Genomic DNA, 25,571 nt, shown 5'->3' on the forward strand with positions numbered 1-25,571 from the left:
CCGCCGGGGCGGCGGGGCCCCGCCCGCCCCCCCGCCTCCCGTTCGTCACTCTGTCCGTACGCGATATTTCCCCTCCTGGTCATCCGCCCTCCTGCCGTGCCAAGATCGAGGAGTCATCGGGGGGAGACATCATGGCGAAGGTCCACGGCAACGATCCGACTGGGTACTCGTACGGTGACGCCGACGCACTGAAGACCGCGGCGCGCAACCTGGCGTCCGCGATCAACGGACAGACTGCGACGCGTGCCGCTGCGGTGACGAGCGCGGGACGCGAGTTCCGCGGGTACTTCTCGCAGGTGTTCGCCGACAACGCCGGCATCGCCTCCCGCAGCGCGAGCAAGCTCTCGGACGCGCTGTCGTCCCTGGTCGGCTTCGTCGACGAGCTGCGCGAGGCGGCGAAGCAGGAGGACCGACGACGGGCCGACGCCAAGGCGTGGGAAGCTCGGAAGCGCGAGCGCGAGGAGAACTTCTTCGTCGGTGCCGCGCACGAGGTGTCGACGTGGTTCGGCGCCGAGGACGACCCGAAGCCGCCAGCACCCGAGCCGGAGCCCCAGCTCCAGGCCGATGCCGTCTCGGTGCGCGGTCGCACGATCCCGGCGGGCGGTGGCGGCAGCGGGGGCACGTCGTCGGCGGTGCCGGCTGATCTCCGCTCGTTCGCGTCGAGCACCCGTGGTGCCGACGACTCCCTGTCCGGCTCGGTGTCGTCCTTCCGCAACGCCCTGAGCGGCTACGAGTCGGGGTGCAACATGTGCTGGGGCACGCTGCACGCACAGTCCCTCGTGACGGCGGTGCAGGACTGGCTCACGGACAACGGACACGACGCCTCATGGGCGGACACGGTGGCCGCGCAGTTCGAGGCCGCCGGCGGTGGGTCCGGACCGGCGACGCTCTCGGACCCCTCGATCGCTGCGGCGCTGGCGTCGGCCGGGGTTGCGGTCGGACGCGACGACTTCACGATCGGCCCGTTCTCCGCCATGGGGACACCACCCACCAACGGGTTCGCCGACGATCCGGTGAACACCGCGACGGGCAACTTCCTCGAACCGGAGGACGACCTGACCTTCGGCGGCGCTGCGGCGTCCCTGCGGTTCTCCCGGATGTACAACTCGCTCGACACCCGGGTCGGGGCGTTCGGGGTCGGTTGGTCGTCGGTGCTCGACGTCCGGTTGGAGCTCGGCGACGAGCTGGCCTCGATCGTGCTCGAGGACGGGCGTCAGGTCGACTTCCCGCGCGACGGCGACGGTTGGGGTCGCGGTGTCGGTCAGGACCTCTGGCTGACCTCCGAGCACGGCGCGATGATCGTGCAGGACAACGGCGGCGGGTGGTGGTCGTTCTCACCTGCTGGCTTGTGGCGTACGAGTAGCCGAGGTGCTGGGAGCCGCGTCGATGTGCACCGAGACGACCACGACCGGATCATCCGTCTGCAGCACGAGCTCGGGCGACAGGTCGAGGTGCAGTACGACGGCGATCGAGTGGGAACCGTCCGCTCCGCCGAGGGCCGAGTCCTGCAGTACCGGTACGACGACCTCCGTCGGCTCGTGGCGGTCGAGGGCGAGGTCGGTACGCGACGCTACCGCTGGAATGACGCAGGTCTGATCGACCAGGTGACCGCCGCGACCGGCGTCGTCGAATGCATCAACACCTACGACGACCGGGGCCGTGTCGTCGAACAGCGCTCGCCGTTCGGGCGGACCGTCCGGTTCTCCTACCTGCAGGGCAGGGTGACCTCCGTCTCCGACACGGACGGCGGCAACGCCAACACCTGGATCGCCGACCGCAACGGTCGCGTGGTCGGGATCGTCGACGCCGAAGGCGCACGGCAGTCGATGTCCTACGACCGACACGGACACCTGGTCTCCGTCACCGAGCGGGACGGGTCGGTGACGGTGCACGGGTACGACGACCGGGGACGCCGCACGCGCACCGTGACCCCGGACGGCGCCGACGTGACGTACGCCCACGACGACCAGGACCGGACCACCACCGTGGTCACCGCCGACGGCGGGATCGTCGAGTACGAGTACCGCGGCGACGACCGCGATCCGTCGGTCATCACCGATCCGGTCGGCGGACGGACGCTCCTCGAGTGGCGGGCCGGACAGCTGACGCGATGCACGGATCCGACCGGCGTGGTCGTCACGTTCCACCACGACGAACACGGCGACCTCGTCGCGATCGAGGATGCCGACGGGGGAACGGCGCGCTTCGTCCGCGACGCAGCGGGACGCGTCGTCGAGGCGGTCACCCCGCTCGGTGCCCGGACCTCGTACCGCTACGACTCGGCAGGTCTGCTGACCGCTCGCGAAGCTCCCGACGGTGGTGTGTGGCGATTCGATCACGATGATGCCGGGCGCGTGATCGCCAGCACAGATCCGACGGGAGCCCGGACAGCCGTCGAGTACGGCGCGCACGGGGAGATCACCGCGACCACCGACCCGCTCGGACGTCGGACCACCAAGCGGTTCGACGAGCTCGGCAACGTCTCCGCGGTGACCCTGCCCGACGGGGCGGAGTGGCGGTTCGTGCACGACGCACTCTCGCGGCTGCGCACCGTCGTCGACCCCGCTGGTGGTTCCTGGACGCGTGAGTACGACGCGATCGGCGCCGTCACCGCGACCCTGGACCCGACCGGTGTCCGCACCGCGGCCGACCGGAAGCGCGCCGACGGCACCACGGTCGTGAGTTCCGCATTCGAGGACGTCAGCGTCCGCACCGATGCGCTGGGTCGGCCGGTCAGCGTCCTGCAGAGCGACGGGTCCGCCATCGTGACCGTGCGCGACGCGGCTGGTCGGATCGTCGAGTCGCTCGACGGGGAGGGCGGGCTGACCCGCTTCGAGCGCGATTCCGCGGGTCGCGTCGTCGCCGTCACCACACCCGCTGGTCGGACGACGACGTACACCTACGACCGGTGCGGACGACCGGTGAAGGCCACGGATCCGCTCGGCGGTCGGACGTCACTCCGCTACGACGCCGACGGACGGGTCGTCGAGCGCACGGATGCGAACGGCGACGTCGAGCGCACCGAGTACGACGCAGTCGGTCGGGTCACCTCCGTCGACGTGCCGGCCCTCGGGATCATCCGGTACCGCTACGACCGGGCGGGGCGCGTGGTCGAGGCACGTGACCCGCGGTTCGGTCGCCGCTCGTTCCGGTACGACGCTGCGGGGCAGCTGGTCGCGGCGACCAACGGCCTCGGCGGGGTGACGCGCTACGAGTACGACGGTCGCGGGCGGCTCGTCCGCACCACCGATCCGCTCGGAGCAGTCACGACGCGGACCTACACCGAGCTCGACAAGGTCGCCAGCTCGACGGATCCCCTCGGCCGGACGACGAGCGCGACGTACGACGCTGCCGGTCGCCAGGTCTCCCAGACGGAGCCTGATGGCACCCTGCTCCGGTGGGAGTACGACGCAGCCGGCCGAGAGACGGCCCAGTACGTGGACGACGCGCTGGCCGCTCGCATCGAGCGCGACCCACGCTCGCGAACCGTGACCATCTCCGACCACACCCGGCCGGACGCCACCAGTGCCCACCTGCTGGAGTACGACCGTCGGGGTCTCCTCGTCCGCCGTGTGACCGACGGTCGAGAGACGCGGTGGACGTACGACCCGGACGGCCTCCGGACGTCGGTGCACGCGCCGGACGGTTCCGTGACGCGCACCGAGCGTGATCCCGCGGGTCGGAAGGGCACCGTCGAGCACACCGCGTTCGGCGACGTCCACCACGAGTACGACGGCGCCGGTCGACCCACGGCGGTGCGCACGGCAGGGACGAGCGACTCCTGGTCCCACGATCACGGCTTCGTCGTCGGGCACACCCGCTCCGACGCGGACACGACATCGACGACACGGTTGACCCGCGATCGAGACGGTCGGCTCGTCCGGATCGAGCGACCGGGCACGACGACGGTCTACGAGCACGACGCAGCGATGCAGCTCGTCCGTGCCGCCACCGACGGTGTCGAGACCACGTGGTCCTACGACGCCGCCGGCCGACTCGTCGTCGAACGCACCGGGGGTGGCACCCGCACGTTCGAGTACGACGATGCGGGCGAGCTCGTCGCGGTGACCGGACCCGAAGGGCGGACCTCGCACGAGTACGATGCGCGCGGCCAGCGCGTGCGGAGCACCGCCCCGGACGGTACCGCGACCCGGTACTCGTGGGACGGGCGGGGGTGGCTCCGACTGATCGCCTCGAGTTCGTCGAGCACGTCGACCCACGTGGATGCACTCGGCGACCTCGTCGACGTCGACGGCGTCCGACTCGACTGGGACGCCGCTGCCGCCGTTCCCACCCTGCTTGCCGTCGACGACTCCCCCGTGCTCCACACGCCGGTCGGACTGCTCGGTGGCCCGGAGGGTACCGGAGCGACGGGCTGGCGGACGGCCCGCAGCACGCCCGAGGCCGATCCGTGGCAGCTCCTCGCCGCGGCCTCCGGCGATCGCGAGGGCGCACTCTCGTTCAGCGCGGACGGGACGCCGGTGGTGGCCGGACTCGAGTGGATGGGCGCACGCGCCTACGACCCCGCAACCCGCGGTTTCCTCTCGACCGACCCGATCACCGCGCCGGCGGGGGTCGCCTGGGGCGCGAACCCGTACTCGTTCGCCGGCAACGACCCGCTCCACGCGGTCGACCCACTCGGCCTCGCGCCGATCACCGACGCCGAGCTCGAGGCGTACGCCGCCGCTGAGCAGGGGCCACTCGCGCGGGCGGCAGCGGCGACCGGTGACTGGTTCAAGGACAACTGGGAGTACGTGGCGGGCGGGGCGATGGTCGTCGCGGGTGGTGCGCTCATGCTCACCGGCGTCGGCGGCCCGCTGGGCGGGATGCTGATCGGTGCCGGCGCTGACACGATCATCCAGAAGGCGACGACCGGCGAGGTGAACTGGGGGCAGGTCGCCGTGAGCGGGGCGTTCGGTTTGGTCGGGGGTGGCCTCGGGGCTGCGGTGGGCAAGCACCTCGTCGGGAACGCCGTCGAGGGCGCGGTCGAGAACTTGGCGAACACGGTCGTCAGCGGTCAGCCGCTCACGCCGGGCAAGCTCCTGGGTTCCGCTGCCGAGGGTGCCGCGACGTCGGTCGCGACCGGCGGCACGATGTCGAAGGTGCACCTGCCGTCGGCGGTGAACAAGCTCGGCGACGAAGCACCTGTCCCACATCAAGGTGTCATCTACCTGCGAGAGGATGGGCTCGGCGGTCAGAAGCCTTACGTCGGTCAGGCCAAGGACTTGGGGCGCTTCGAGGAACGTCAACGCGAACACGCTCGGGCGAATCCGGATGCGATCTACGAGTACCGAGTGATCGACCGCGGTACGCCTGGTCAGCACCTCGACAGACTCGAGGAGTACCACATTCGACGCCTCGGCGGTCCGACCAACAAGGGCAATCCTGATGGGTTGCTCGAGAACAAACGACACCAGATGCGCGAGGCGCGCTACCAAGCAGCAGGAGGGGATCCGTATTGAGTGCTTCGAAGGACGTCCTGGAGGTCAGGGTGAGCGACGTCTTCAGTGTGAAGATTGACGACGATCGCGCCTATGTCGGTCAAGTTCTGCATGTCGGCGAGGGTGCGGTCTTCGTCGTTGTCTTCGACCACCTCGTTCGGCATCCGGTCGCGATCCCCGATGCGCTCGCCGCGCTGATGCACCCGCCGATCGTGGCCAGTTGGACCCACGACGCGCGATTCCGGCCGGGAATGTGGGAAGTGGTCACCCAGGCGCAGACCGACAATCGGCGGTATCTGCCCGCTTCCACCTGGGGGCTGCCAGAAACCGGGGGCGTCCGACTTACGAGCTTCGATGAGACGAGGACCCGCGCGGCGACCGCCGAAGAAGCCGCTACCATCCCTCCGAGAACGACGCGATCGCCCATGCTCATCGAGAAGTTCCTGATGATGGCTGCCGGTGTGGCACCCAGAAATCCCGCTCTCGAGAAGGTGCGCTGGGTGCCGATGCCATCATCGTCGGAACTCTTCCCGGACTGAGTTCGGCTTGCACCGGGGCCAGCGTCAACGTCTCGCGATCGCCTCGCCAATGGTACTGGAGAGGGCTTTCAAGGCTCACCACAGCATCGGTCGCTTGATGTTGAACAATGCGAGGAGCGTCTCCGACGTGTCCATCGGCGAAGTGTTCACGATTCCCGTCGACGACCAGCGCCGCTCGGCCGGCCAGGTCGTAAGCGAGTACATATCTGCTCTCTACGTCATCATCCTCGACCGAATCTTCGGAGCTGACGAGGACCCGTCGCTCAGACTCGACGATCTGACGGGGTCGGAACCGCTGTTTTCCCGGCTGATCTTCGACTCCCGATTTCGACCAGGAATGTGGGAGATGATCGGACACGCTGCCGCCGACTCTGAGCGGTATCTGCCTGCCTTCACCTACGGGGCTGCCGAACTCGATGGCGTCAAGATCACGAATTCAGCGGCTCCGAGGTTCGGCATGCGACAGAATCCGAGTCGAAGGAGATTCCCCGTCGCGCGATCGACTCGCCGCTGATCTTGGAGAAAGCCATCCAGGCACATCACGGCATCCGTCGCTGGCTTCCGGCTTTCGAAGAAGTTCGGCACCGACCGGGGATAGCGTCGGCGAAGCTGTTCGATTGATCGTGTATCTCGGCATCAGACCGGAGTTCTGACATGCAAGAAGTGTTCTTCCTCTCGTCCATGGACAGCCTGCGGTTCTCGTCCGTCTTCCGGTGCGAGGTCGAACGACCGGTCGAGCTCCCGAACGGTCGTCATGCGCTGATGGTCAGCTGCGATCCACCCGTCCACGGTCAGGAGCTCGGTCACCCGCTCGGCATCAGCGAGTTGTTGCTGTGGAGTCGGTTCGAGGACGAAGACCTCTGGACGTTCCCCGCCTTCCCGCACTTCGTGCAGATCTGTCTGCCTGACGTCGACCAGCCTGCCCATGACATGCCTGCGAGCATCGCCTGGGGTGAGATCTACAAGACTGAGGCGGACGCGCGGATGCACGAGCTGGCCGCTCAACCTTCTGAGCGAGCACGCACGAATCCGGACCGCCCGCGGAAGAGCGAACGATGAGCGAACTGGCCATCGAGGACGTCCCCCTGCTCCTCGTCGGAGAGACGATCGACGCCATCTGGGTCGACTACTCGCTCCGACTCCTGCTCTCGAACGGCGCCACCGTCATCCTCGAGTGTCCGTTCTCCCTTGGTGGGTCACCGGACACCGCAACGATGATCGATCCGGAGGGCGACAAGTCGGGGCTGGTGCCGGCTCTCCGCCTGCACACGCTCGTGGTCACCGAGGCGCACGCCACGGGCTCGACGCTGTCGATGACGTTCTCCGACGGCTCGCGTCTGACCGCCGGACCGCACCCCGAGTTCGAGTCGTGGCACTACATCGGACCGGAGACGCCCCCGACCAGGATCATCATCATGCCGGGCGGGGGCCCTGCCATCTGGCTTCACCACCCAGAGACCGAAAGCGGCCTTCTGTCCTTCCGGACACGGCCGTCGGACGAACACCTGCTCCCCGCGTTCCACGACGTCTTCACATCGCTGACCGTCCCACCGCTCCGGTGGCTCGTCACCGATCTCGACATCGTCGTGCGCTCGGGATCGACGGTGAACGTGCACGAGTGGGACCGTCGTCTCAGAGCAGCACCGCCACCTGGCCTGTGGTTCTCACACGACGAGATGCTGACGCTCGTCCGTGACAACGACCAGCTGATCGACGGCGAGTTCTTCGGCGTCCCGTTCGGCGCCGCGGCTGACCCGGCCCGGGCGGTCCTCCGCATCGACTTCTTCCACAGCGGCGAGGCCTCCGTGGTCCTGGATCCCTCGGTCATCGGCGTCTCGGAAGCGTTCGAGCGGCTGTTCGGTCCGGAGGTCGCGGTACCCTCGATCGGCACTCGAGACGCTGACCTCGCCGCGTACCGCGTCCAGTCGCTCCTGCTCGCGTTCCTCGACACGCTCCCCGCGCCGGGAGCGGCGGAACTCCGACAGCAGGCCGAGGCGGTGCGAGCCGTCCAGGAGACAGCTCCGAGGATCTGGGACGTCGTGCTCGCGGAGACACCCCGAGCCGACTTGCCCGACGGTCGTCTGCCGGGATCGCTGGCCTACCGCACGGACGAGGCACCGCTCGCGGGTGAAGTCCTCGTGTGGATGCTCGACGGCCGGATTGACTCCTTCGAGCTCCCGTGGTTCACGACGGAGATGCCGGCCGAACTCCCCCGGCCGGACCAGCTCATCCGCGCCGCGGACGAGGGCGACGGAGGTCACGGTGTCCGGTAGTCGGCACGGCCACAGCCGACACGCTCCGGCTGCTCCCCGCATCCTCGTGGAGGCATGACGTGACGACCTCCGGCACGAGCGTGCCACTGCTCCGCCTGACCCTCCCCAGACGCCTCGACGTCCCCACCCGAGCCCACGAGATCCTGGACGCCGTGCCGGACGACGCGGACGTGCTCGGGTACGACGCCCCTGCCGCCGCGATCGCCCGCGCACTCCGCCGGAGCAGACGAGCGGGGACGCCCCGCGACGATGCCCTCGTGACGCCCCTCGACGAGCTCGGGCACGACCCGGTGCTGGTCCGGTAGGTCGACCTCGGCGACGAGGTCCTCACGGTCCTGCTCCGGGCGTCGGACGGCGCGTTCCTGTCCGCTACGGTCACTGACCGTACCGCCGGGGTCGAGACCATCAGCGCCGCTGAACTCGCGACGCTGCTCGCCGCGACCGCGGCACCCGGCGCGGACCGGGCCCTCGAACTCGTCCGACTCCTCGCGCCCGACGACCGCATCAGACTCGTCGAGCAGGGCGCTCGAACGACCGCGGAGACGTTCGCGACCAAGTACGGTCTGGCCGCCGAGCGGGGGTTCACGGTCCTCGACCTCGAGTCCTTCGTCGCCGCAGTGGCACGCTTCGACGCTGACGACCTCCCCTTCTGCGCTCTCGACGCTCCCGGAGTGGTCGCGACCGTCGCGTTCACACCGGACCGCACCGCGGTCCTCGCGACGACGATCGCGCGACGTCTGCGGCACGACCAGGACGACGACCGACCCTGACCCAGGACGGCCTGGAGGCACGGTGCCAGCTGGCACCGTGCCTCCCGTCCGACCATCGTTCTCGTCTACCGCGCGCTGGTCGCGTCCGTCGGCTGCACCACCTCGGTGAGCCACGCGAGGATCCGCGCGTCGAACCAGTCCGCGTCGTGGTTCCAGAGCTTCGTGTGCCGCGCCGTCGTCTGCACCTCGAGCCGGACGATGTCCGGCCGCACCCGCGCCAGCTCGTGCGACGCCGACGACGGCACGAACCCGTCGTCGTCGCTGTGCAGGATGAGGATCGGCACGTCGAGCTCGTCAGCTCGGGCGACCATGTCGAGTTCCCGGAGGTCCACCGGGTGGTGCAGCCCAGCGACGTGGTGCAGCACGGGCGTGCGGAGGATGCGTTGGGCGACCTTGCGCACCGGGCGCGGCAGCTTGAGGACCCGGCTCTGCGACTCGAGCACCGCGTGCCAGTCGACGACCGGCGACTCGAGCACGATCCCGTCGACGAGCCCGGCGAAGCGCGACCGCACGAGGGTCTGCAGGACGACCGCGCCGCCCATCGACCACCCCATGAGCACGACGCTCCGGGCCTGCTGCGCGGTGAGCCAGCGGAGCACGCCGTCGACGTCCTCCCACTCGGTGCTGCCGAGGCCGTAGCGTCCGTCCTCGCTGCGCGGGGCGACGCCGTCGTTCCGCCACGACGCGAGGACGACCGAGTAGCCGGCGGCGCGGAAGACCGGGACGGCGCGGATCGTCTCGGCGCGGGTGACCCCTCGACCGTGCACGAGCACGGCCCAGGGCGCGTCGGGGTCGTCGGCGCGGACGACCCACGCCGGCGCGGCGCCGTTCGGTGTCGGGATGTCGACGTCCTCGACGGGCACGTCGAGCTCGCCTGGTGTGAGGTAGAACCACCCGCCCCAGCGCCCGCGCCGAGCCGCGGTCGGGTCGCCGGCGTCGATCGCGATGATGCGACGCGTGACCGTGGTGTCGGTCGTGCCGAGCACCTCGCCGACACGCATGTGCCCGGTACCGCCGCCGAACCACAGGCTGTAGCGCCCCTGCAGCTCGGTGTCGGCGGTCCGTTCGAGCGTCACGGTCATCCGACCGGTGTCGACCGCGTGGATCGGGACACGCTCGACGCGCTTCCGGTCGGGCGTGACGACCGCTCGGGCGACGGCGGCGACGAAGCCGCCGATGACCGCGGTGGTGACCGCAGCGGCCGCGATGCCCGCGCCGAGCGCGACGACCCCGGCCGATCGTGCGGTCTCCTGGGCCACGTCCTCGGCGGGTCGCGCTGATCGGGACATGGTCCGGAGCCTAGTCTGCAAGCGTGTCCGAATCCCGAGAGCCCGAGGCCTTCGAACGCCTGCGCGCGTTCGTCGCACCGGGCCGGACCCGCACCGAGACGACCGTCACCGAGATCCCCTCGCCGTCACGCATCGCACCGCACTCGATCGCCCTCGCGGCGGACGTGTCGGGCGCCGTGCACGGCATCGACTCCGACCTCGGGACCGGCCGCTTCATCGCCCTGTACGACCCCGCAGAACCGGAGGGCTGGGGCGGCGCGTTCCGCGTCGTGACCTTCGCCCAGGCACCGCTCGAACCGGAGATCGGCGTCGACGAGTTCGTCGCCGACGTGACGTGGAGCTGGCTCGTCGACGCGCTCGCTGCCCACGGTGCGACGTACGACCGGGCGTCGGGCACGGCGACCAAGATCATCTCGCGCGGCTACGGCGACCTCGCGGCCCAGGGCGACGGCGCACAGCTCGAGCTCCGGGCCTCGTGGACGCCCCGCGACGAGGACCTGACCGCGCACGTCGAGGCCTGGGAGGAGATCGTCGCGATGCTCGCGGGGCTCCCTCCGGCGTCCGACGGCGTGACCCTGCTGGCTCCGAGGAGGACCACGAAGTGACCGACCCCGCCAGCCAGGCCCGCGACGCCGTGTCGGGCGCCTCGGCCGACCCCGCGTTCGAGGACGCGCACGCCACCGTGCGCGTGATCGAGGACCGCGACGAGTACCTGCAGGCGGTCGACGCGATCGCCGCCGGACACGGCCCGGTCGCGGTCGACGCGGAGCGTGCGAGCGGCTACCGGTACTCGCAGCGCGCCTACCTCATCCAGGTCTTCCGCCGCGGTGCGGGCGCCTTCCTGTTCGACCCGATCGCGATCGGTGACTTCGCGGAACTGCAGGCCGCGATCGTCGACGAGGAGTGGCTGTTCCACGCCGCCTCGCAGGACCTGCCCTGCCTGCAGGAGGTCGGCCTCGTCCCGACCCGCATCTTCGACACCGAGCTCGGTGCCCGCATCGCCGGGTTCCCCCGTGTCGGTCTCGGCGCGGTGGTCGAGCAGCTCCTCGGCATCACGCTCGCCAAGGCCCACTCCGCCGCCGACTGGTCGACGCGTCCGCTCCCCCAGGCCTGGCTCGTCTACGCCGCGCTCGACGTCGAGCTGCTCCCCGACCTGCGCGACGCCCTCGCCGCGGTGCTCGACGCCGCCGGCAAGTCGCGGATCGCCGCCGAGGAGTTCGCCGCCGTCCTGACCCGCGCCCCGAAGCCCCCGAAGGCCGAGCCGTGGCGTCGCCTGTCCGGCATGCACGCGCTCCGCGGCGCCCGGGCCCTCGCGATCGCCCGGTCGCTCTGGACCGCACGCGACGCCTACGCCCGCCAGGTCGACACCGCCCCGGGTCGCATCGTGCCCGACTCGGCCATCGTCGCCGCAGCGGCGGCGAACCCGACCTCGAAGGCCGAGCTGAGTGCCGTGAAGGCCTTCACCGGCCGAGCGAGCCGGTCGGAACTCGACCGCTGGTGGGCCGCCGTCGAGGAGGGGCGCACGACCGAGGACCTGCCGAAGCTCCGCGGCACCGGCGAGGCCACGCTCCCGCCGCCCCGCGCGTGGGCGGACCGCAACCCCGAGGCCGACCGCCGCTACAAGGCCGCTCGCGCCGCCGTCGTCGCGCGTGCCGAGGAGCTCGACGTCCCCGTCGAGAACCTGCTCACCCCGGAGACCCTCCGGGTGGTGTCCTGGGAACCGCCGACACCGATCGCGACCGAGACCGTCGGAGCCGCCCTTGCCGGGCACGACGCCCGCCCGTGGCAGGTCGAGGAGACGGCGTCGATCATCGCGCACGCCTTTGTCGACGCCGCACAGCAGCCTGCTGCCGAGAGCAACACCGGCTCGTAGGAACACCCCAACCGGCATGCGCTCGCCCAGGCGGCGGGCATAGCGTCGGTACCGTCGCCGGGCTCGGCCCGGCCGGTCGGGGCGGAACGTGCCCCGACTCGATCGAAGAGGATCTGGAGGCCCGGATTGGCCAGAGCAGCAGACGTCGTGTTCGTGGACGGTGTGCGCACACCGTTCGGACGAGCCGGTGAGAAGGGGGTGTTCTGGAAGACCCGCGCCGACGACCTCGCGGTCCACGCGATGCGCGGTCTGCTCGACCGGAACAGCCAGCTCGACGGCGCGGCGGTCGACGACGTCGCCGTGGCCGCCACCACCCAGCAGGGCGACCAGGGCCTGACCCTCGGCCGCACGGTCGGCATGCTCGCCGGGCTGCCGAAGTCGGTCCCGGGCTACGCCATCGACCGCATGTGCGCCGGTGCCATGACGAGCGTCACCACGCTCGCCGGCGCGATCGCCTTCGGCGCCGCCGACGTCGCCATCGCCGGCGGCGTCGAGCACATGGGCCGCCACCCGATGGGCTTCGGCGCCGACGTGAACCCGCGCTTCGTCGCGGAGCGCATGGTCGCGACCGACGCGCTGGTCATGGGCAGCACCGCCGAGCGACTGCACGACCGCTTCCCCGCCATCACGAAGGAGCGCACGGACGCCTTCGCGGTCCAGTCGCAGCAGCGCTACGCCGCCGCGTGGGCGGCCGGCAAGCTGCAGCCCGACGTGGTCCCGGTCGAGGTGAACACCGGCGAGGGCTGGGACATCGTCACGGCGGACGAGCCGCCGCGTCCCGGCACCACCCTGGAGGCCCTGGCTGCGCTGCGCACACCGTTCCGGCCCCACGGACGGGTCACCGCCGGCAACGCGGCCGGTCTCAACGACGGCGCCACCATGAGCCTCCTCGCCTCCGAGGACGGCGCGAAGCAGCACGGCCTGCCGACGAAGATGCGCATGGTCTCGTTCGCCTTCGCGGGCGTCGAGCCCGAGGTGATGGGCGTCGGGCCCGTCCCCGCGACCGACAAGGCGCTCCGCAAGGCAGGGCTGACGATCGACGACATCGGGCTCTTCGAGATCAACGAGGCGTTCGCCGTCCAGGTGCTCGCCTTCCTCGACAACTACGGCATCGCCCAGGACTCCGCGAACGTCAACGCCTGGGGCGGCGCGATCGCCGTCGGGCACCCGCTCGCGTCGAGCGGCGTCCGGCTCATGAACCAGCTCGCGGCCCAGTTCGCCGAGCGGCCGGACGTCCGGTACGGCATCACGACGATGTGCATCGGCCTCGGCCAGGGCGGCACCGTCATCTGGGAGAACCCGAACTTCAGCAAGAGCGCGGCACGGAAGGCGGCCTGACGATGACCACCACCCCGATCGACCAGCTGACCGAGCTCAGCGCCGACGAGGTCGTCACCCACTCGTACGTCAAGCACGTGCCGCTGCCGTCCGGTGGCACGCTCGCCCTCGTCACGCTCGACAACGGCAAGGACTACAAGCGCCCGTCGACCCTCGGCCCGCGCACCATGCGCGAGCTGTCCGACGTGCTCGACACGCTGCGCGCAGCGGCCTCCGCCGGGAGCATCCAGGCGGTCGCGATCACCGGCAAGGAGTACTGCTTCGCCGCCGGCGCCGACCTGTCGCAGGCGGCAGCGCTCCCCTCGCGCGAGGTCGCCCACGAGCTCGGCGCCCTGGGACACGCGACGCTCCGCAAGCTCTCCGACCTCGGTGTGCCGTCGTTCGCCTTCGTGAACGGCATCGCGCTCGGTGGTGGGCTCGAGATCGCCCTGCACTGCACCTACCGCGTGTTCTCCTCGGCGGCGCAGGGCATCGGGCTGCCCGAGGTCTTCCTCGGCATCATCCCCGGCTGGGGTGGGGCCACGCTGCTCCCCCGCCTGATCGGTCCCGAGAAGGCGCTCCGCGTCATCGTGGAGAACCCGCTCAAGAACAACCGGCTCATGGACGGCAAGGCCGCCGTCGAGCTCGGCATCGGCGACGCGCTCATCCCCTCCGTGACCTTCCTGCCGTCCGCGGTCGCGTGGGCCGACGGGGTCGTCAGCGGCCGCACGAAGGTCAAGCGCGCGAACGAACCCGGCATGCTCGAGAGGGCCGCCTGGGGCACCGTGGTCAAGGTGGCGCGCCAGCAGGTGGCCTCGAAGATCGGCGCCGTCCCGAAGTCGCCCTTCCGTGCGCTCGACCTCGTCGCCGCAGCGAAGTCGGGCTCGCTCGACGACCGCTTCGCCGACGAGGACGACGCCCTCGCCGACCTGCTCGCCGGGGACCAGTTCGCCGCGTCGATGTACGCGTTCGACCTCGTGCAGAAGCGCGCGAAGAAGCCCGTCGGCGCTCCCGAGGGCGTCGAGGCGAAGAAGATCACGAAGGTCGGCGTCCTCGGCGCCGGGCTGATGGCGTCGCAGTTCGCGCTGCTGTTCGCCCGCCGTCTCGGCGTCCCGGTCGTCATCACCGACGTCGACCAGGCCCGCGTGGACGCCGGGGTCGCGCGCATCGCCGGTGAGGTCGAGAAGCTCCGCGAGAAGGGCCGCATCTCCCCCGACGACGCGAACCGCATCACGGCGCTCGTCAGCGGGTCGGTGTCGTACGACGCGTTCGCCGACGCCGACTGGGTGATCGAGGCCGTCTTCGAGGAGATGTCGGTCAAGCAGGACGTCTTCCGGAAGATCGAGCAGGTCATCGCGCCCGACGCGATCCTCGCGACGAACACCTCGTCGTTGTCGGTCGACGAGATGGCGTCGGTGCTCGAGCACCCGGAGCGCCTCGTCGGCTTCCACTTCTTCAACCCGGTGGCCGTGATGCCGCTGCTCGAGGTGGTGCGGGCCGACAAGACCTCGGACGAAGCGCTCGTCACCGCACTCGCGGTCGCGAAGACCCTCAAGAAGACCGCGATCATCACCGCCGACCAGCCGGGCTTCGTCGTCAACCGCGTGCTCGCTCGGGTGCTCGGCGAGGCGATGCGCGGCGTCGAGGAGGGCACGCCCTTCGAGATCGTCGCCGAGGGTGCTGCGCCGCTCGGCCTGCCGATGTCGCCGTTCGAGCTGCTCGAGCTCGTCGGCCTGCCCGTCGGTGCGCACGTGCTCGACTCGCACCACGCGGCGTGGCCGGAGCGCTTCTACCCCGGTGACGGCCTGAAGCGGATCGCGGAGCACGGCACGATCCTGACCCGCGACAAGAAGGGCACCGTCACCGGGTACGACCCCGCCGCCGTGAAGCTCGTCGCACCGTCGAAGAAGGACGCGAAGCCGGTCGACGCGGCGACGATGCAGCAGCGGTTCGAGGACGCCCTGGCGGACGAGGTGCACCGCATGCTCGAGGACCACGTCGTCGAGCACGTCGAGGAGATCGACCTCGGTCTGATCCTCGGCGCCGGCTACCCGTTCCAGGCCGGTGGCATCAGCCCCTACCTCGACCGCTCCGGCGCCTCGGAGCGCGTCTTCGGCGGCACGTTCCACACCCCGGCGATCGTCGGCCCCGCCTCGCGCTAGCCGCCGGCTCGGCCACTCCGCACAACCGGAAGCACCTCGCGCCACGGGAACCCGTGGCGCGAGGTGCTTCCGGTTGTGCTGTGGCACACCGAACCACGCGCCGGCAGGCCGGCACGCCGGACGGTGCTGCGACTCGCGCCGGCAGGTGCCGCGACTCGCGCCGGCGCCGCACCGACGGCGCCGCACCAGCCTCAGTGGTCGGCCGACTCCCGCGTCCGCGCCGGCTTCGCCTGGGGCAGCTTCGTGCCGACCACCTGGTCGATGACGTCCCGCGCGATCGCCTGCGCCGTGAGACCCACGTCCGACAGGATCTGCGACCGCGAGGCGTGGTCGATGAACTCGTCCGGCAGCCCGAGCTCGTTCACCCCGGTGTCGACCCCGGCGGCACGCAGGTCCTGCCGCAGCCGGGTCCCGACACCGCCCACGCGCACACCGTCCTCGATCGTGATGACGAGCCGGTGGTCGCGCGAGAGGTCGATGAGCGACGTCGGGATCGGCACGACCCACCGGGGGTCGACGACCGTGACGCCGATGCCCTGCGATTCGAGCAGACCGGCGGCTTCGAGGGCGACCGGCACCATCGAGCCGACGGCGACGAACAGGACGTCGGGTTCCTGCCCCTCGGACGGGTCCCGCAGGACGTCCACGCCGTCGTGCAGCCGACGGAGCGCCGGGACGTCCGGTCCGACGGATCCCTTCGACCAACGCAGCACCGTCGGGGCGTCGTCCACGGCGACGGCCTCGCGGAACTCCTCGCGCAGCGTCGCGGCATCGCGCGGTGCGGCGATGCGGATCCCGGGGACGACCTGCAGCAGCGCGAGGTCCCACATCCCGTGGTGCGACGGCCCGTCCGGCCCGGTGATGCCCGCGCGGTCGAGGACGAACGTCACGCCGGCACGATGGAGCGCCACGTCCATGAGCACCTGGTCGAACGCCCGGTTGAGGAAGGTCGCGTAGAGCGCCACGACGGGGTGCAGCCCGCCGTAGGCCAGCCCCGCGGCGGTCGTCACGGCGTGCTGCTCCGCGATGCCGACGTCGATCACCCGGTCGGGGTGCTGCTCCTGGAAGCGGTGGAGCCCGGTCGGCCGCAGCATGGCCGCGGTGATCGCCACGATCCGCTCGTCGGCCGCACCGACCGACGCCAGCTCCGAGGCGAACATCGACGTCCACGAGGGCCCGGACGACACGTCGAGCGACTCCCCCGTCTCGGGGTCGATGTGCCCGACGGCGTGGAACTGGTCCGCCTGGTCGCGGAGCGCCGGCTCGAAGCCGTGGCCCTTCTCCGTGATGGCGTGCACGATGGTCGGCGCACCGTAGGCCTTCGCCTGCCGGAGCGCCGCCTCGACGGCCCGCTGGTCGTGACCGTTGACCGGCCCGATGTACTTGATGTCGAGGTTCGAGTAGAGCGCCTCGTTGTTGGTGAACCGAGCCAGGAATCCGTGGAGTCCGCCACGGACCCCCCGGTAGAACGCACGACCCGGCGCACCGAACCGCGAGGCGACGGCCTGCGACTTCTCGAACAGCGCCCGGTACTCACGGCGGGTGCGCACCGAGCTGAGGAAGCGCGCCATGCCCCCGATCGTCGGCGCGTAGGACCGACCGTTGTCGTTGACCACGATCACCAGGCGGCGGTCGTTGCTGTCCGAGATGTTGTTGAGCGCCTCCCACGTCATCCCGCCGGTGAGGGCGCCGTCGCCGACGACCGCCACGACGGTGCGGTCGTCCTGCCCGGTCTGCCGGAAGGCGCGGGAGATCCCGTCAGCCCAGGACAGCGACGAGGACGCGTGCGAGGACTCGACGATGTCGTGCTCCGACTCGCTCCGCTGCGGGTAGCCGGCCAGCCCGCCGCGCTCGCGCAGCTTCGAGAAGTCCTGCCGCCCGGTGACGAGCTTGTGCACGTAGGACTGGTGCCCCGTGTCGAAGACGAACGGGTCGTGCGGCGAGTCGAACACGCGGTGCATCGCGAGCGTCAGCTCGACGACCCCGAGGTTCGGTCCGAGGTGCCCGCCGGTCTTCGCGACCTCGGCAACGAGGAACCGTCGGATCTCGGCGGCGAGCTCCGTCATCTGTGCGTCGGACAGACGCCTGAGGTCGCGCGGCGACGTGATGCTGCTCAGCAGGCTCACGGGCGCTCCTTTCGTGGGGCAGGTCCCCACACTATCCGCGCGACCGGGACACGGACGGGAGGCGCGTGGCGGCCCCGCCACGCGCCTTCCGTCCGTCCGGTCGCACTCCGCAGAACGCAACGAAGGCGGTGCCGCACAGCGCTGTGACGCTGCGCGGAACCGCCTCGGTTGCGTTTCGTGGAAGGGATCAGACGAGCGAACGGAGCACGTACTGCAGGATGCCGCCGTTGCGGTAGTAGTCCGCCTCACCGGGGGTGTCGATGCGGACGACCGCGTCGAACTCGACCGTCTGCTTGCCGGCCGGCGAGTGCTCGCTCGGCTCCGCGGTGACGTGCACGGTCTTCGGCGTGCGGCCCTCGTTCAACTCGGTGAGCCCCGAGATCGAGACGACCTCGGTGCCGTCGAGACCGAGCGACTCGACCGTCTCACCCGCCGGGAACTGCAGCGGGACGACACCCATGCCGATGAGGTTCGAGCGGTGGATGCGCTCGAAGCTCTCGGTGATGACCGCCTTGACGCCGAGCAGGTTCGTGCCCTTCGCCGCCCAGTCGCGCGACGAGCCGGAACCGTACTCCTTGCCACCGAAGATGACGAGCGGGATGCCCTGCTCCTGGTAGTGCTGCGAGGCGTCGTAGATGAACGACTGCTCGCCGTCGGGCGTCGTGAAGTCGCGGGTGTAGCCGCCCTCGACGCCGTCCAGCAGCTGGTTCCGCAGGCGGATGTTCGCGAACGTGCCGCGGATCATCACCTCGTGGTTGCCGCGACGCGAGCCGTAGGAGTTGAAGTCCTTGCGGTCGACGCCGTGCTCGTCGAGGTACCGACCGGCCGGGCTGTCGGCCTTGATCGAACCGGCGGGCGAGATGTGGTCGGTCGTGACCGAGTCACCGAGCTTCGCGAGCACGCGGGCACCGGAGATGTCGGAGACCGCGTCGGGCTGCATCGTCATGCCCTCGAAGTACGGGGGCTTCCGGACGTAGGTCGACTCGGTGTCCCACTCGAACGTGTCGCCCGTCGGGGTCGGCAGGTTCTTCCAGCGGTCGTCGCCCTCGAACACGGAGCCGTACTCGTGCGTGAACATCTCGGTGTCGATCGACGTGTCGATCACGTCCTGCACCTCGGCCGCGTCGGGCCAGATGTCCTGCAGGTAGACGTCGTTGCCGTCCTGGTCGGTGCCGAGGGCGTCCTTGTCGAAGTCGAAGTGCATCGACCCGGCCAGGGCGTACGCGATGACCAGCGGCGGCGAGGCCAGGTAGTTCATCTTCACGTCGGGGTTGATGCGGCCCTCGAAGTTGCGGTTGCCCGAGAGCACCGCGGTGACGGCGAGGTCGTTGTCCTGCACGGCCTGCGAGATCTCCTCGGGCAGCGGGCCCGAGTTGCCGATGCAGGTGGTGCAGCCGTAGCCGACCGTGTAGAAGCCGAGGTCCTCGAGGTAGCTGGTGAGCCCGGCCTTCTCGTAGTAGTCGGTGACGACCTTCGAGCCCGGCGCGAGGGTGGTCTTCACCCACGGCTTGGCCTTGAGGCCCTTCTTCGCGGCGTTCCGCGCGAGGATGCCGGCGGCCATCATCACCGACGGGTTCGACGTGTTCGTGCACGAGGTGATCGCGGCGATCGCGACGGCACCGTGGTCGATCGTGAACGTGTCGCCGTCGGCCACGGAGACCGACGTCGGCTTCGACACCGTGCCGGGCGCGCTCGAGGCGTGCACGGGGACCTCGGACGCGGGGGCGTCCTGCAGGTCGTCGACGGCGTGCTCGTCACCGGGCGCGGCGGCGACCGGGTCGGACGCCGGGAAGGTGTCCGCCACGGCCTTGTCCTCGTGCGTGTGGTCGATGCTCGCGTAGTTGGCGAGGTCGACCTCGAACTGGTCCTTGGCCTTCGACAGCTCGATGCGGTCCTGCGGGCGCTTCGGGCCGGAGATCGACGGGACGACCGTCGAGAGGTCGAGCTCCATGTACTCGGAGTACGCGGGCTCCACCGACGGGTCGTGCCACAGGCCCTGGGCCTTGGAGTACGCCTCGACCAGGGCGATCTGGTCCTCGGACCGGCCGGTCAGGCGCAGGTAGTCGAGCGTGACGGAGTCGACGGGGAAGATCGCGGCGGTGGAACCGAACTCCGGCGACATGTTGCCGATGGTCGCGCGGTTCGCGAGCGGGACCTCGGAGACGCCCTCGCCGTAGAACTCGACGAACTTGCCCACGACGCCGTGCTTGCGGAGCTCCTGGGTGATGGTCAGCACCACGTCGGTCGCGGTGACGCCGGCGGGGATCGAACCGGACAGCTTGAAGCCGACGACCTTCGGGATGAGCATCGACACGGGCTGGCCGAGCATCGCTGCCTCGGCCTCGATGCCGCCGACGCCCCAGCCGAGCACGCCGAGGCCGTTGACCATGGTGGTGTGCGAGTCGGTGCCGACGAGGGTGTCCGGGTACGCGTAGAGCTCGCCGTCGAACTCGCGGGTGTACGTGACCTTCGCCAGGTACTCGATGTTGACCTGGTGCACGATGCCGGTGCCCGGCGGGACGACCTTGAAGTCCTCGAACGCGGTCTGGCCCCAGCGGAGGAACTGGTAGCGCTCCCCGTTGCGCTCGTACTCGAGGTCGGTGTTGCGCTGGAGGGCGTCCTCGCGGCCGAACAGGTCGGCGACGACGGAGTGGTCGATGACCATCTCGGCCGGCGAGAGCGGGTTGATCTTGTTCGGGTCGCCGCCGATCTGCGCCATCGCCTCGCGCATGGTGGCGAGGTCGACGATGCACGGGACGCCCGTGAAGTCCTGCATGACCACGCGGGCCGGCGAGAACTGGATCTCGGTGTCCGGCTCGGCCTCGGGCTTCCAGGAGCCGAGCGCGCGGATCTGCTCCTCGGTGACGTTCGCGCCGTCCTCGGTGCGGAGCAGGTTCTCGAGCAGCACCTTCAGGCTGTACGGGAGCTTCTCGTGCCCCGGCACCGTGTCGATCCGGTGGAACGCGTAGTCGACACCCCCAACCGAGAGCGTGTCCTTCGAGCCGAAGCTGTTGACTGCAGCCACTGTGCCGCCTCCCTACTGATCGGTGTGCCCTCATCATCGCGGGCGTCGGAACGTCCCACCAGCAAGGCAAACCTAATCCCGACGATGCTGGCGCGCCCCCGGGAAACTGTCTCGATGTCGAGACAACTCTACACCGCGGCGGTGTCCTCCCGACGCACGAACACCGTCCGGACGAGCAACCACGTGACCCAGAGCACGGCCGCGTAGAGCGGGACGCCGAGCACGAGCTTCACCGCGGCGAGGAGCTCGACCTGCGCGGTCAGGTACAGCGGTACCTCGACGGCCAGCCGGAGCGCGAAGAGCCCGACCCAGATCCACGTCGCCACCGTGAGCACCCTGCGCTTGGTGGGGTCGGCACGCCAGTCGACGTGGGAGCCGTCCTCGTCCGGCGGGAGCAGGAAGCCGACCACGACGCCGATCAGCGGCCACCGGATCGCCAGGGTGACGAGCAGCCCGACGAGCCACACCGAGTTGATGACGATGCCGGGGATGAAGTTCGTCTCGGCCCGGCCGGTGACCAGCGCCAGGACCGCCGAGACGACCACGCCGGCGATGCCCGCGAAGGACATCACGAGCGACTGCCGCTGCGCCAGACGGACCACCACGAACACGAGCCCGACGAGCACCGGGATCACGACGCTCGGCACGAGCTCCTTCATGATCGCGTAGACGACGAGGAACGCGAAACCGGGCAGCACCGACTCGGCGAGCCCGCGCACGCCGCCGACCGCACCGAGCAGCGCACGGCCGGAGGGCGCCTCGCCCGGCGCGACCCGGGCGATGCCGGCGTTCTGCACCGCCGCGCGGAACTGCGCTGAGAACGACGGCACGGCGTCCTCGTCCACGGAGTCGTCACCAGCCGTCCGGGCCGGGGCCGTCCGTCCAGCCGGGACGGCCGGTCCGGACGCGGTCGGACCCGCGCCCGCACCGGGCGTCGGCGGGCCCGCGACCGGGCCGGCCGGCACCGCACCCGCGGCCGTCCCGTCGACCGGAGCCGCGCCCTGGTCGCTCGCGTCCGCGGGACGGGGGGTCTCGTCGTGGTCCGGCACCGTGCCTCCAGGCCGTGTCGTGGGTCGTTCGTCGCGGACGGTCGTCAGACGGCGGTCTGCGTCGACTTGGGCATGTGCAGCGGGATGAGGTCGCGCGGCGGCATCGGCGTCGTGCCACGCACGACGACCACGCTGCGGAAGAGCTCCTCGATCTCTGCGGCGTCGTCCGGCTGTTCCGCGGCCTTGCCGGCGATCACGCCGCGCAGGAACCAGCGGGGGCCGTCGACACCGACGAAGCGTGCGGCGCGTGCACCGTCGGTCGCGCCGGAGCCGTCGACGACGACCGGCACGAGAGCGCGGAGCTCGGGACCGAAGGGGCCGTCGACCTCGTCCACGCGGCCGCCCTGCCGCTCGATCTGGTCGGCGATCTGCGCGCGGATCTCGTGCCACAGCCCGGTGGACCGGGGCGCGGCGAAGGGCTGGACCTGGAGCGTGGACTCGTCGTAGTCGAGCCCGACCGCGACGACGCGCTGCGAACCCTCCTCGACCTCGAGGCGCAGGTGCAGGCCCTCACGCGGGAGGACCTTCACGCCGCCCAGGTCGACGTACGGGCGGACCAGGTTCGCCTCGGTCTCGTCGTGCGGGCCGTTGTCGGCACGGTCGGCCGGAGCCGACTTGTCGGTCGGTGCGACCGCGTCCACCTCGTCGAGGTCGGCGTCGGCATCGGTCGCGATGTCGACCTCCGGCGTCGTCCCCGCGATCACGGCGTCGTCGGCGACGGCGTCCGCCACCTCGACCTCGTCACGCTTGCGTCGACCGAACTTCATGCGCCCGTTCCTTCCTGGAAGTCGTCGGCGGCACCGTACAGTGCGCCGCTGCGGTGGTCACCGTAGCCCGAGGAGCCGAAGCCGCCCTCGCCGCGGACACTGTCCGGCAGCTCCTCGACGCGGGTGTAGGTGACCCGCGGCACCGGCATGACGATCACCTGCGCGATGCGGTCCCCCACGTGCACCTCGTACGGCTCGGACGCATCGGTGTTGAGCAGGGCGACCTTGACCTCGCCCCGGTAGCCGGAGTCGACGGTGCCGGGGGCGTTCACGATCGTGATGCCGTGCTTCGCCGCGAGGCCGCTCCGGGGCACCACGAAGGCGACGTGGCCGTCCGGCAGTGCGATCCGGAGCCCGGTGCCGACGAGACGGCGCTCCCCGGGCTGCAGCACGAAGGCCTCGGTCGAGACGAGGTCGGCTCCGGCATCACCGGGGTGGGCGTGGACGGGGGCGTTCTCCCCGGTCCAGAGCACGTCGACTGGTTCGGTCACGAGACGAGGGTAGTGCACGAGCGTGGTCGTTCCGTGACCGTTCCGTGACCTGCCGCGACTCGTGGTGGGATGGAGGGGTGACCGTGTACCGCGAACGACTCTGGGCCCCGCCCGCCCTCTACCTGGCGACGGCGCTCGTCATCCCCGCGAGCCTGCTCGTGTTCCTGCCGATCAGCGTCCTGGCCGGCGTCCTCGTGGCGATCGGCATGTACCTCGGCGTGGTCGTGCTGCTCTGGGCGCTCGCCCCGACGATCGAGGTCACCGACACCGAGTTCCGCGCCGGCCGTGCACACCTGCCGCGGACGCTCGTCGGCGAGGTCACCGCACACACCGGCGCCGAGGCCACGACCCAGCGCGGTCCGGCGCTCGACGCCCGCGCGTGGACGCTCTTCCGCGGGTACGTGCGCGGGGTCGTGCGCGTCGAGGTGACGGACCCGGCGGACCCGACGCCCTACTGGCTGGTCAGCGCGCGCAACCCGCAGGCCGTGGTGGACGCCCTGCGTTCCTGACGCTCCGGGCGCGCGGGCCGGGAGGCTCGCGCCGCCCCCGCCCCGCCCGTTCCTTCCCGCAACGGGTGCAGGAGGAAGCGGTTCCGGGCACACCTGGTCGTTCCGGAAGACCAGGTACGCCCGATCCCCCCAGGTACGCCCGATCCGACCAGGTACGCCCGCTTCCGCCAGGTGCGCCCGCCCCCGCCAGGCACGCCCGCGCCCGCCCTGCGCCGCAACGCGGAACGGCCCGCCACCCAAGAAGGGTGACGGGCCGTCCCGGTGGAGCTGCGACTCAGAGCGCCGCGCACTCCGCGCACACGGGGCCGAGCTTCGACTCGTGGTCGAGCTGCGAACGGTGCTTCACGAGGAAGCACTCGACGCAGGTGAACTCGTCCACCTGCGGCGGCAGCACGACGACGTCGAGGTCGACGTCGCTGAGGTCCTGTCCAGCGAGCTCGAAGCTGCCGGGGTTGTCCGAATCATCGTCGACGACCCCCGACATCTTGTCGGGAACGCGCTCCTTGAGGGCCTCGATCGACTCCGAGTCAGAGGATTCGTCGGTCTTCCTGGGGGCGTCGTAATCGGTGGCCATGCCCATCCGTTTCTCGTGTCGAGAGGTCGTCGCCGGTGATCGGCGGCGACAGTTTGCACCACGACCCGCGAGAGCGCAAACCGAACGCCGTGCGGGATCGTCAGGCCGTGCAACCCACCGTGGTGGTCGGACATTCCCGGCGGCCGGGAGCGGACGAGGACGGTGCGCGGGGCCGGCAGCAGACGAGGACCGTCCGCGGGCGAGCGGGAGTCCGCGGCACGCCCGTGCGCCTCCGCGGCAACGGGGATGCACCGCTGCATACTCCTGGGGTACGAGCACGACCGTACGCAACGCTCGGGAGGCGCAACCATGCAAGACGTGAGAGTCATCGGAGTCGAGTCCGGGGCACTCCTGCTCGCGACCGACGGCGGCACCGAGTACCGGTTGCCGGTCACCGCGTCGCTGACGAGCCAGGTCCGCCAGGCCAACCCCGACGCCGGCCCCCAGAAGCGCGTGTCGCCGAAGGACGTGCAGGCCCGCATCCGTGGTGGCGCCGACGCGGCCGACGTCGCAGCGGCGCTCGACGTCGACGTCGAGTACGTCCGGCGGTTCGAGGGTCCGGTGCTCGCCGAGCGTTCCTTCGTCCTCGACGCCGCACGACGTGTCCCGGTCACCCCGACCGACGCCGAGGCGCCCGACACCTTCGGCGAGGCCATCGAGGCCAAGCTCGAGGCCGGCGACGCGACCGGCGTCGCGTGGGCGTCGTGGAAGAACGCCGAGCAGGGGTGGCAGGTCCGGGTCCGCTACACCGCGTCCGAGGTCGAGCACGACGCGCAGTGGTCCTTCGACCCCAAGACGTCGACGCTCACGCCCGACAACGGCGACGCCCACCGCCTCTCCGACACCGACGACGAGGGCATCGCTCCGCGCCTGCGTGCGGTGGAGAACGACCACCACGACGCCGACGGCACGCGCTTCGACTCCGGTGCCTTCCGCGTCGAGCAGACCGAGGACGCGCCGGCCCCCGAGGCCCAGGAGCGTCCGCTCCGTGCGCCGCTCCCCCGCATCGGAGCCGCGCCCGTCGAGGAACGCTCGCCCGGCAACGAGACCGCCGACCTGCTCGAGGCACTCCGCCGTCGGCGCGGTGAGCGCGAGGCGGCATCCTTCACCGAACAGCAGGACGAGCCCCGCGGGACCTCCATCAGCGTCGTGGACGTCCCCCTCCAGGGCTGGGACTCGCCGGCCTCCGCCCCCGAGCGTGACGACCGTCCGGCATCGGCTCCCGAGACCGACGGCCGCTCCGAGCGCAAGAAGCGCAACCGCCGGTCGATGCCGAGCTGGGACGAGATCGTCTTCGGCACCCGCCCGGAGGACCCCGCCTGATCCAGCCTCCTCGGTCCGGTCCGTCCGGCCTGGAGGCCCGGTG

Annotated in this window: 19 protein-coding genes; 12 read left to right on the forward strand and 7 right to left on the reverse strand. The window is 70.8% G+C overall.

Annotated elements, in window-relative coordinates; all coding sequences use genetic code 11:
- Window positions 1-131: 131 nt before the first annotated feature.
- The 6 genes from M3677_RS16220 to M3677_RS16245 all read left to right on the forward strand — a co-directional run bounded on the left by M3677_RS16220 (window position 132) and on the right by M3677_RS16245 (window position 8,558).
- Window positions 132-5,462, forward strand: a complete 5,331-nt coding sequence (locus M3677_RS16220) for a DUF6531 domain-containing protein (RefSeq protein WP_251161055.1) — start codon at window positions 132-134, stop codon at window positions 5,460-5,462.
- A gap of 29 nt (window positions 5,463-5,491) precedes the next feature.
- Window positions 5,492-5,980, forward strand: coding sequence for an immunity 26/phosphotriesterase HocA family protein (locus M3677_RS16225; protein WP_251161056.1), 489 nt, complete (start codon window positions 5,492-5,494; stop codon window positions 5,978-5,980).
- Window positions 5,981-6,107: 127 nt separating this feature from the next.
- Window positions 6,108-6,494 carry an Imm26 family immunity protein gene (locus M3677_RS16230; protein WP_251161057.1) on the forward strand — a complete coding sequence of 129 codons (387 nt, stop codon included), beginning with the start codon at window positions 6,108-6,110 and terminating at the stop codon, window positions 6,492-6,494.
- A 140-nt stretch (window positions 6,495-6,634) separates the two neighbouring features.
- Window positions 6,635-7,039: a hypothetical protein gene (locus M3677_RS16235; RefSeq protein WP_251161058.1), complete on the forward strand. Its 405-nt coding sequence runs from the start codon at window positions 6,635-6,637 to the stop codon at window positions 7,037-7,039.
- Window positions 7,036-8,253 (forward strand): DUF6188 family protein, encoded by a 1,218-nt coding sequence (locus M3677_RS16240; RefSeq protein WP_251161059.1) that lies wholly within the window; start codon window positions 7,036-7,038, stop codon window positions 8,251-8,253. Before M3677_RS16235 ends, M3677_RS16240 begins: the two co-directional genes overlap by 4 nt.
- 59 nt (window positions 8,254-8,312) lie before the next feature.
- The gene (locus M3677_RS16245; protein ID WP_251161060.1) at window positions 8,313-8,558 is read left to right on the forward strand and encodes a hypothetical protein; all 246 of its coding nucleotides are present in this window, start codon (window positions 8,313-8,315) and stop codon (window positions 8,556-8,558) included.
- Window positions 8,559-9,088: 530 nt separating this feature from the next.
- Here M3677_RS16245 and M3677_RS16250 read toward each other — a convergent pair.
- Window positions 9,089-10,312 carry a S9 family peptidase gene (locus M3677_RS16250; RefSeq protein ID WP_209682824.1) on the reverse strand — a complete coding sequence of 408 codons (1,224 nt, stop codon included), beginning with the start codon at window positions 10,310-10,312 and terminating at the stop codon, window positions 9,089-9,091.
- A gap of 59 nt (window positions 10,313-10,371) precedes the next feature.
- On the opposite strand from M3677_RS16250, the gene M3677_RS16255 reads away from it, so the two are divergent.
- The 4 genes from M3677_RS16255 (at window position 10,372) to M3677_RS16270 (ending at window position 15,664) form a co-directional block, all read left to right on the forward strand.
- Window positions 10,372-10,917, forward strand: a complete 546-nt coding sequence (locus tag M3677_RS16255) for a DUF3000 domain-containing protein (protein WP_235426631.1) — start codon at window positions 10,372-10,374, stop codon at window positions 10,915-10,917.
- Window positions 10,918-10,994: 77 nt separating this feature from the next.
- Window positions 10,995-12,185 (forward strand): HRDC domain-containing protein, encoded by a 1,191-nt coding sequence (locus tag M3677_RS16260; protein WP_209683379.1) that lies wholly within the window; start codon window positions 10,995-10,997, stop codon window positions 12,183-12,185.
- Between the two features lie 126 nt (window positions 12,186-12,311).
- The gene (locus tag M3677_RS16265) at window positions 12,312-13,523 is read left to right on the forward strand and encodes a thiolase family protein (protein ID WP_209682827.1); all 1,212 of its coding nucleotides are present in this window, start codon (window positions 12,312-12,314) and stop codon (window positions 13,521-13,523) included.
- Between the two features lie 2 nt (window positions 13,524-13,525).
- Window positions 13,526-15,664: a 3-hydroxyacyl-CoA dehydrogenase NAD-binding domain-containing protein gene (locus M3677_RS16270; RefSeq protein ID WP_251161061.1), complete on the forward strand. Its 2,139-nt coding sequence runs from the start codon at window positions 13,526-13,528 to the stop codon at window positions 15,662-15,664.
- Between the two features lie 191 nt (window positions 15,665-15,855).
- Here the strand turns inward: M3677_RS16270 and dxs are convergent, their stop codons facing one another.
- From dxs to dut, 5 genes are all read right to left on the reverse strand, one after another.
- Window positions 15,856-17,790: a 1-deoxy-D-xylulose-5-phosphate synthase gene (gene dxs, locus M3677_RS16275; protein WP_251161062.1), complete on the reverse strand. Its 1,935-nt coding sequence runs from the start codon at window positions 17,788-17,790 to the stop codon at window positions 15,856-15,858.
- 187 nt (window positions 17,791-17,977) lie between these two features.
- Window positions 17,978-20,815 carry an aconitate hydratase gene (locus M3677_RS16280; protein ID WP_066654071.1) on the reverse strand — a complete coding sequence of 946 codons (2,838 nt, stop codon included), beginning with the start codon at window positions 20,813-20,815 and terminating at the stop codon, window positions 17,978-17,980.
- Window positions 20,816-20,943: 128 nt separating this feature from the next.
- A complete protein-coding gene (locus tag M3677_RS16285) occupies window positions 20,944-21,645 on the reverse strand; it encodes a DUF3159 domain-containing protein (RefSeq protein ID WP_251161063.1) in 702 nt (233 codons plus the stop codon).
- A 263-nt stretch (window positions 21,646-21,908) separates the two neighbouring features.
- Window positions 21,909-22,631, reverse strand: a complete 723-nt coding sequence (locus tag M3677_RS16290; RefSeq protein ID WP_235426579.1) for a DUF3710 domain-containing protein — start codon at window positions 22,629-22,631, stop codon at window positions 21,909-21,911.
- Window positions 22,628-23,122, reverse strand: a complete 495-nt coding sequence (dut, locus tag M3677_RS16295) for a dUTP diphosphatase (protein WP_251161064.1) — start codon at window positions 23,120-23,122, stop codon at window positions 22,628-22,630. Before dut ends, M3677_RS16290 begins: the two co-directional genes overlap by 4 nt.
- 77 nt (window positions 23,123-23,199) lie before the next feature.
- Here dut and M3677_RS16300 point away from each other — a divergent pair, with 77 nt between their 5' ends.
- Window positions 23,200-23,631 carry a DUF3093 domain-containing protein gene (locus M3677_RS16300; protein ID WP_251154993.1) on the forward strand — a complete coding sequence of 144 codons (432 nt, stop codon included), beginning with the start codon at window positions 23,200-23,202 and terminating at the stop codon, window positions 23,629-23,631.
- Window positions 23,632-23,905: 274 nt separating this feature from the next.
- On the opposite strand, the gene M3677_RS16305 is transcribed toward M3677_RS16300, so the two are convergent.
- A complete protein-coding gene (locus M3677_RS16305) occupies window positions 23,906-24,205 on the reverse strand; it encodes a DUF4193 domain-containing protein (protein WP_066658128.1) in 300 nt (99 codons plus the stop codon).
- 318 nt (window positions 24,206-24,523) lie between these two features.
- Here M3677_RS16305 and sepH point away from each other — a divergent pair, with 318 nt between their 5' ends.
- Window positions 24,524-25,528 carry a septation protein SepH gene (gene sepH, locus M3677_RS16310; RefSeq protein ID WP_251161065.1) on the forward strand — a complete coding sequence of 335 codons (1,005 nt, stop codon included), beginning with the start codon at window positions 24,524-24,526 and terminating at the stop codon, window positions 25,526-25,528.
- Window positions 25,529-25,571 lie beyond the last annotated feature (43 nt).

It is taken from the genome of Curtobacterium sp. P97 (genome assembly GCF_023712445.1).
Taxonomy (GTDB): Bacteria; Actinomycetota; Actinomycetes; order Actinomycetales; family Microbacteriaceae; genus Curtobacterium.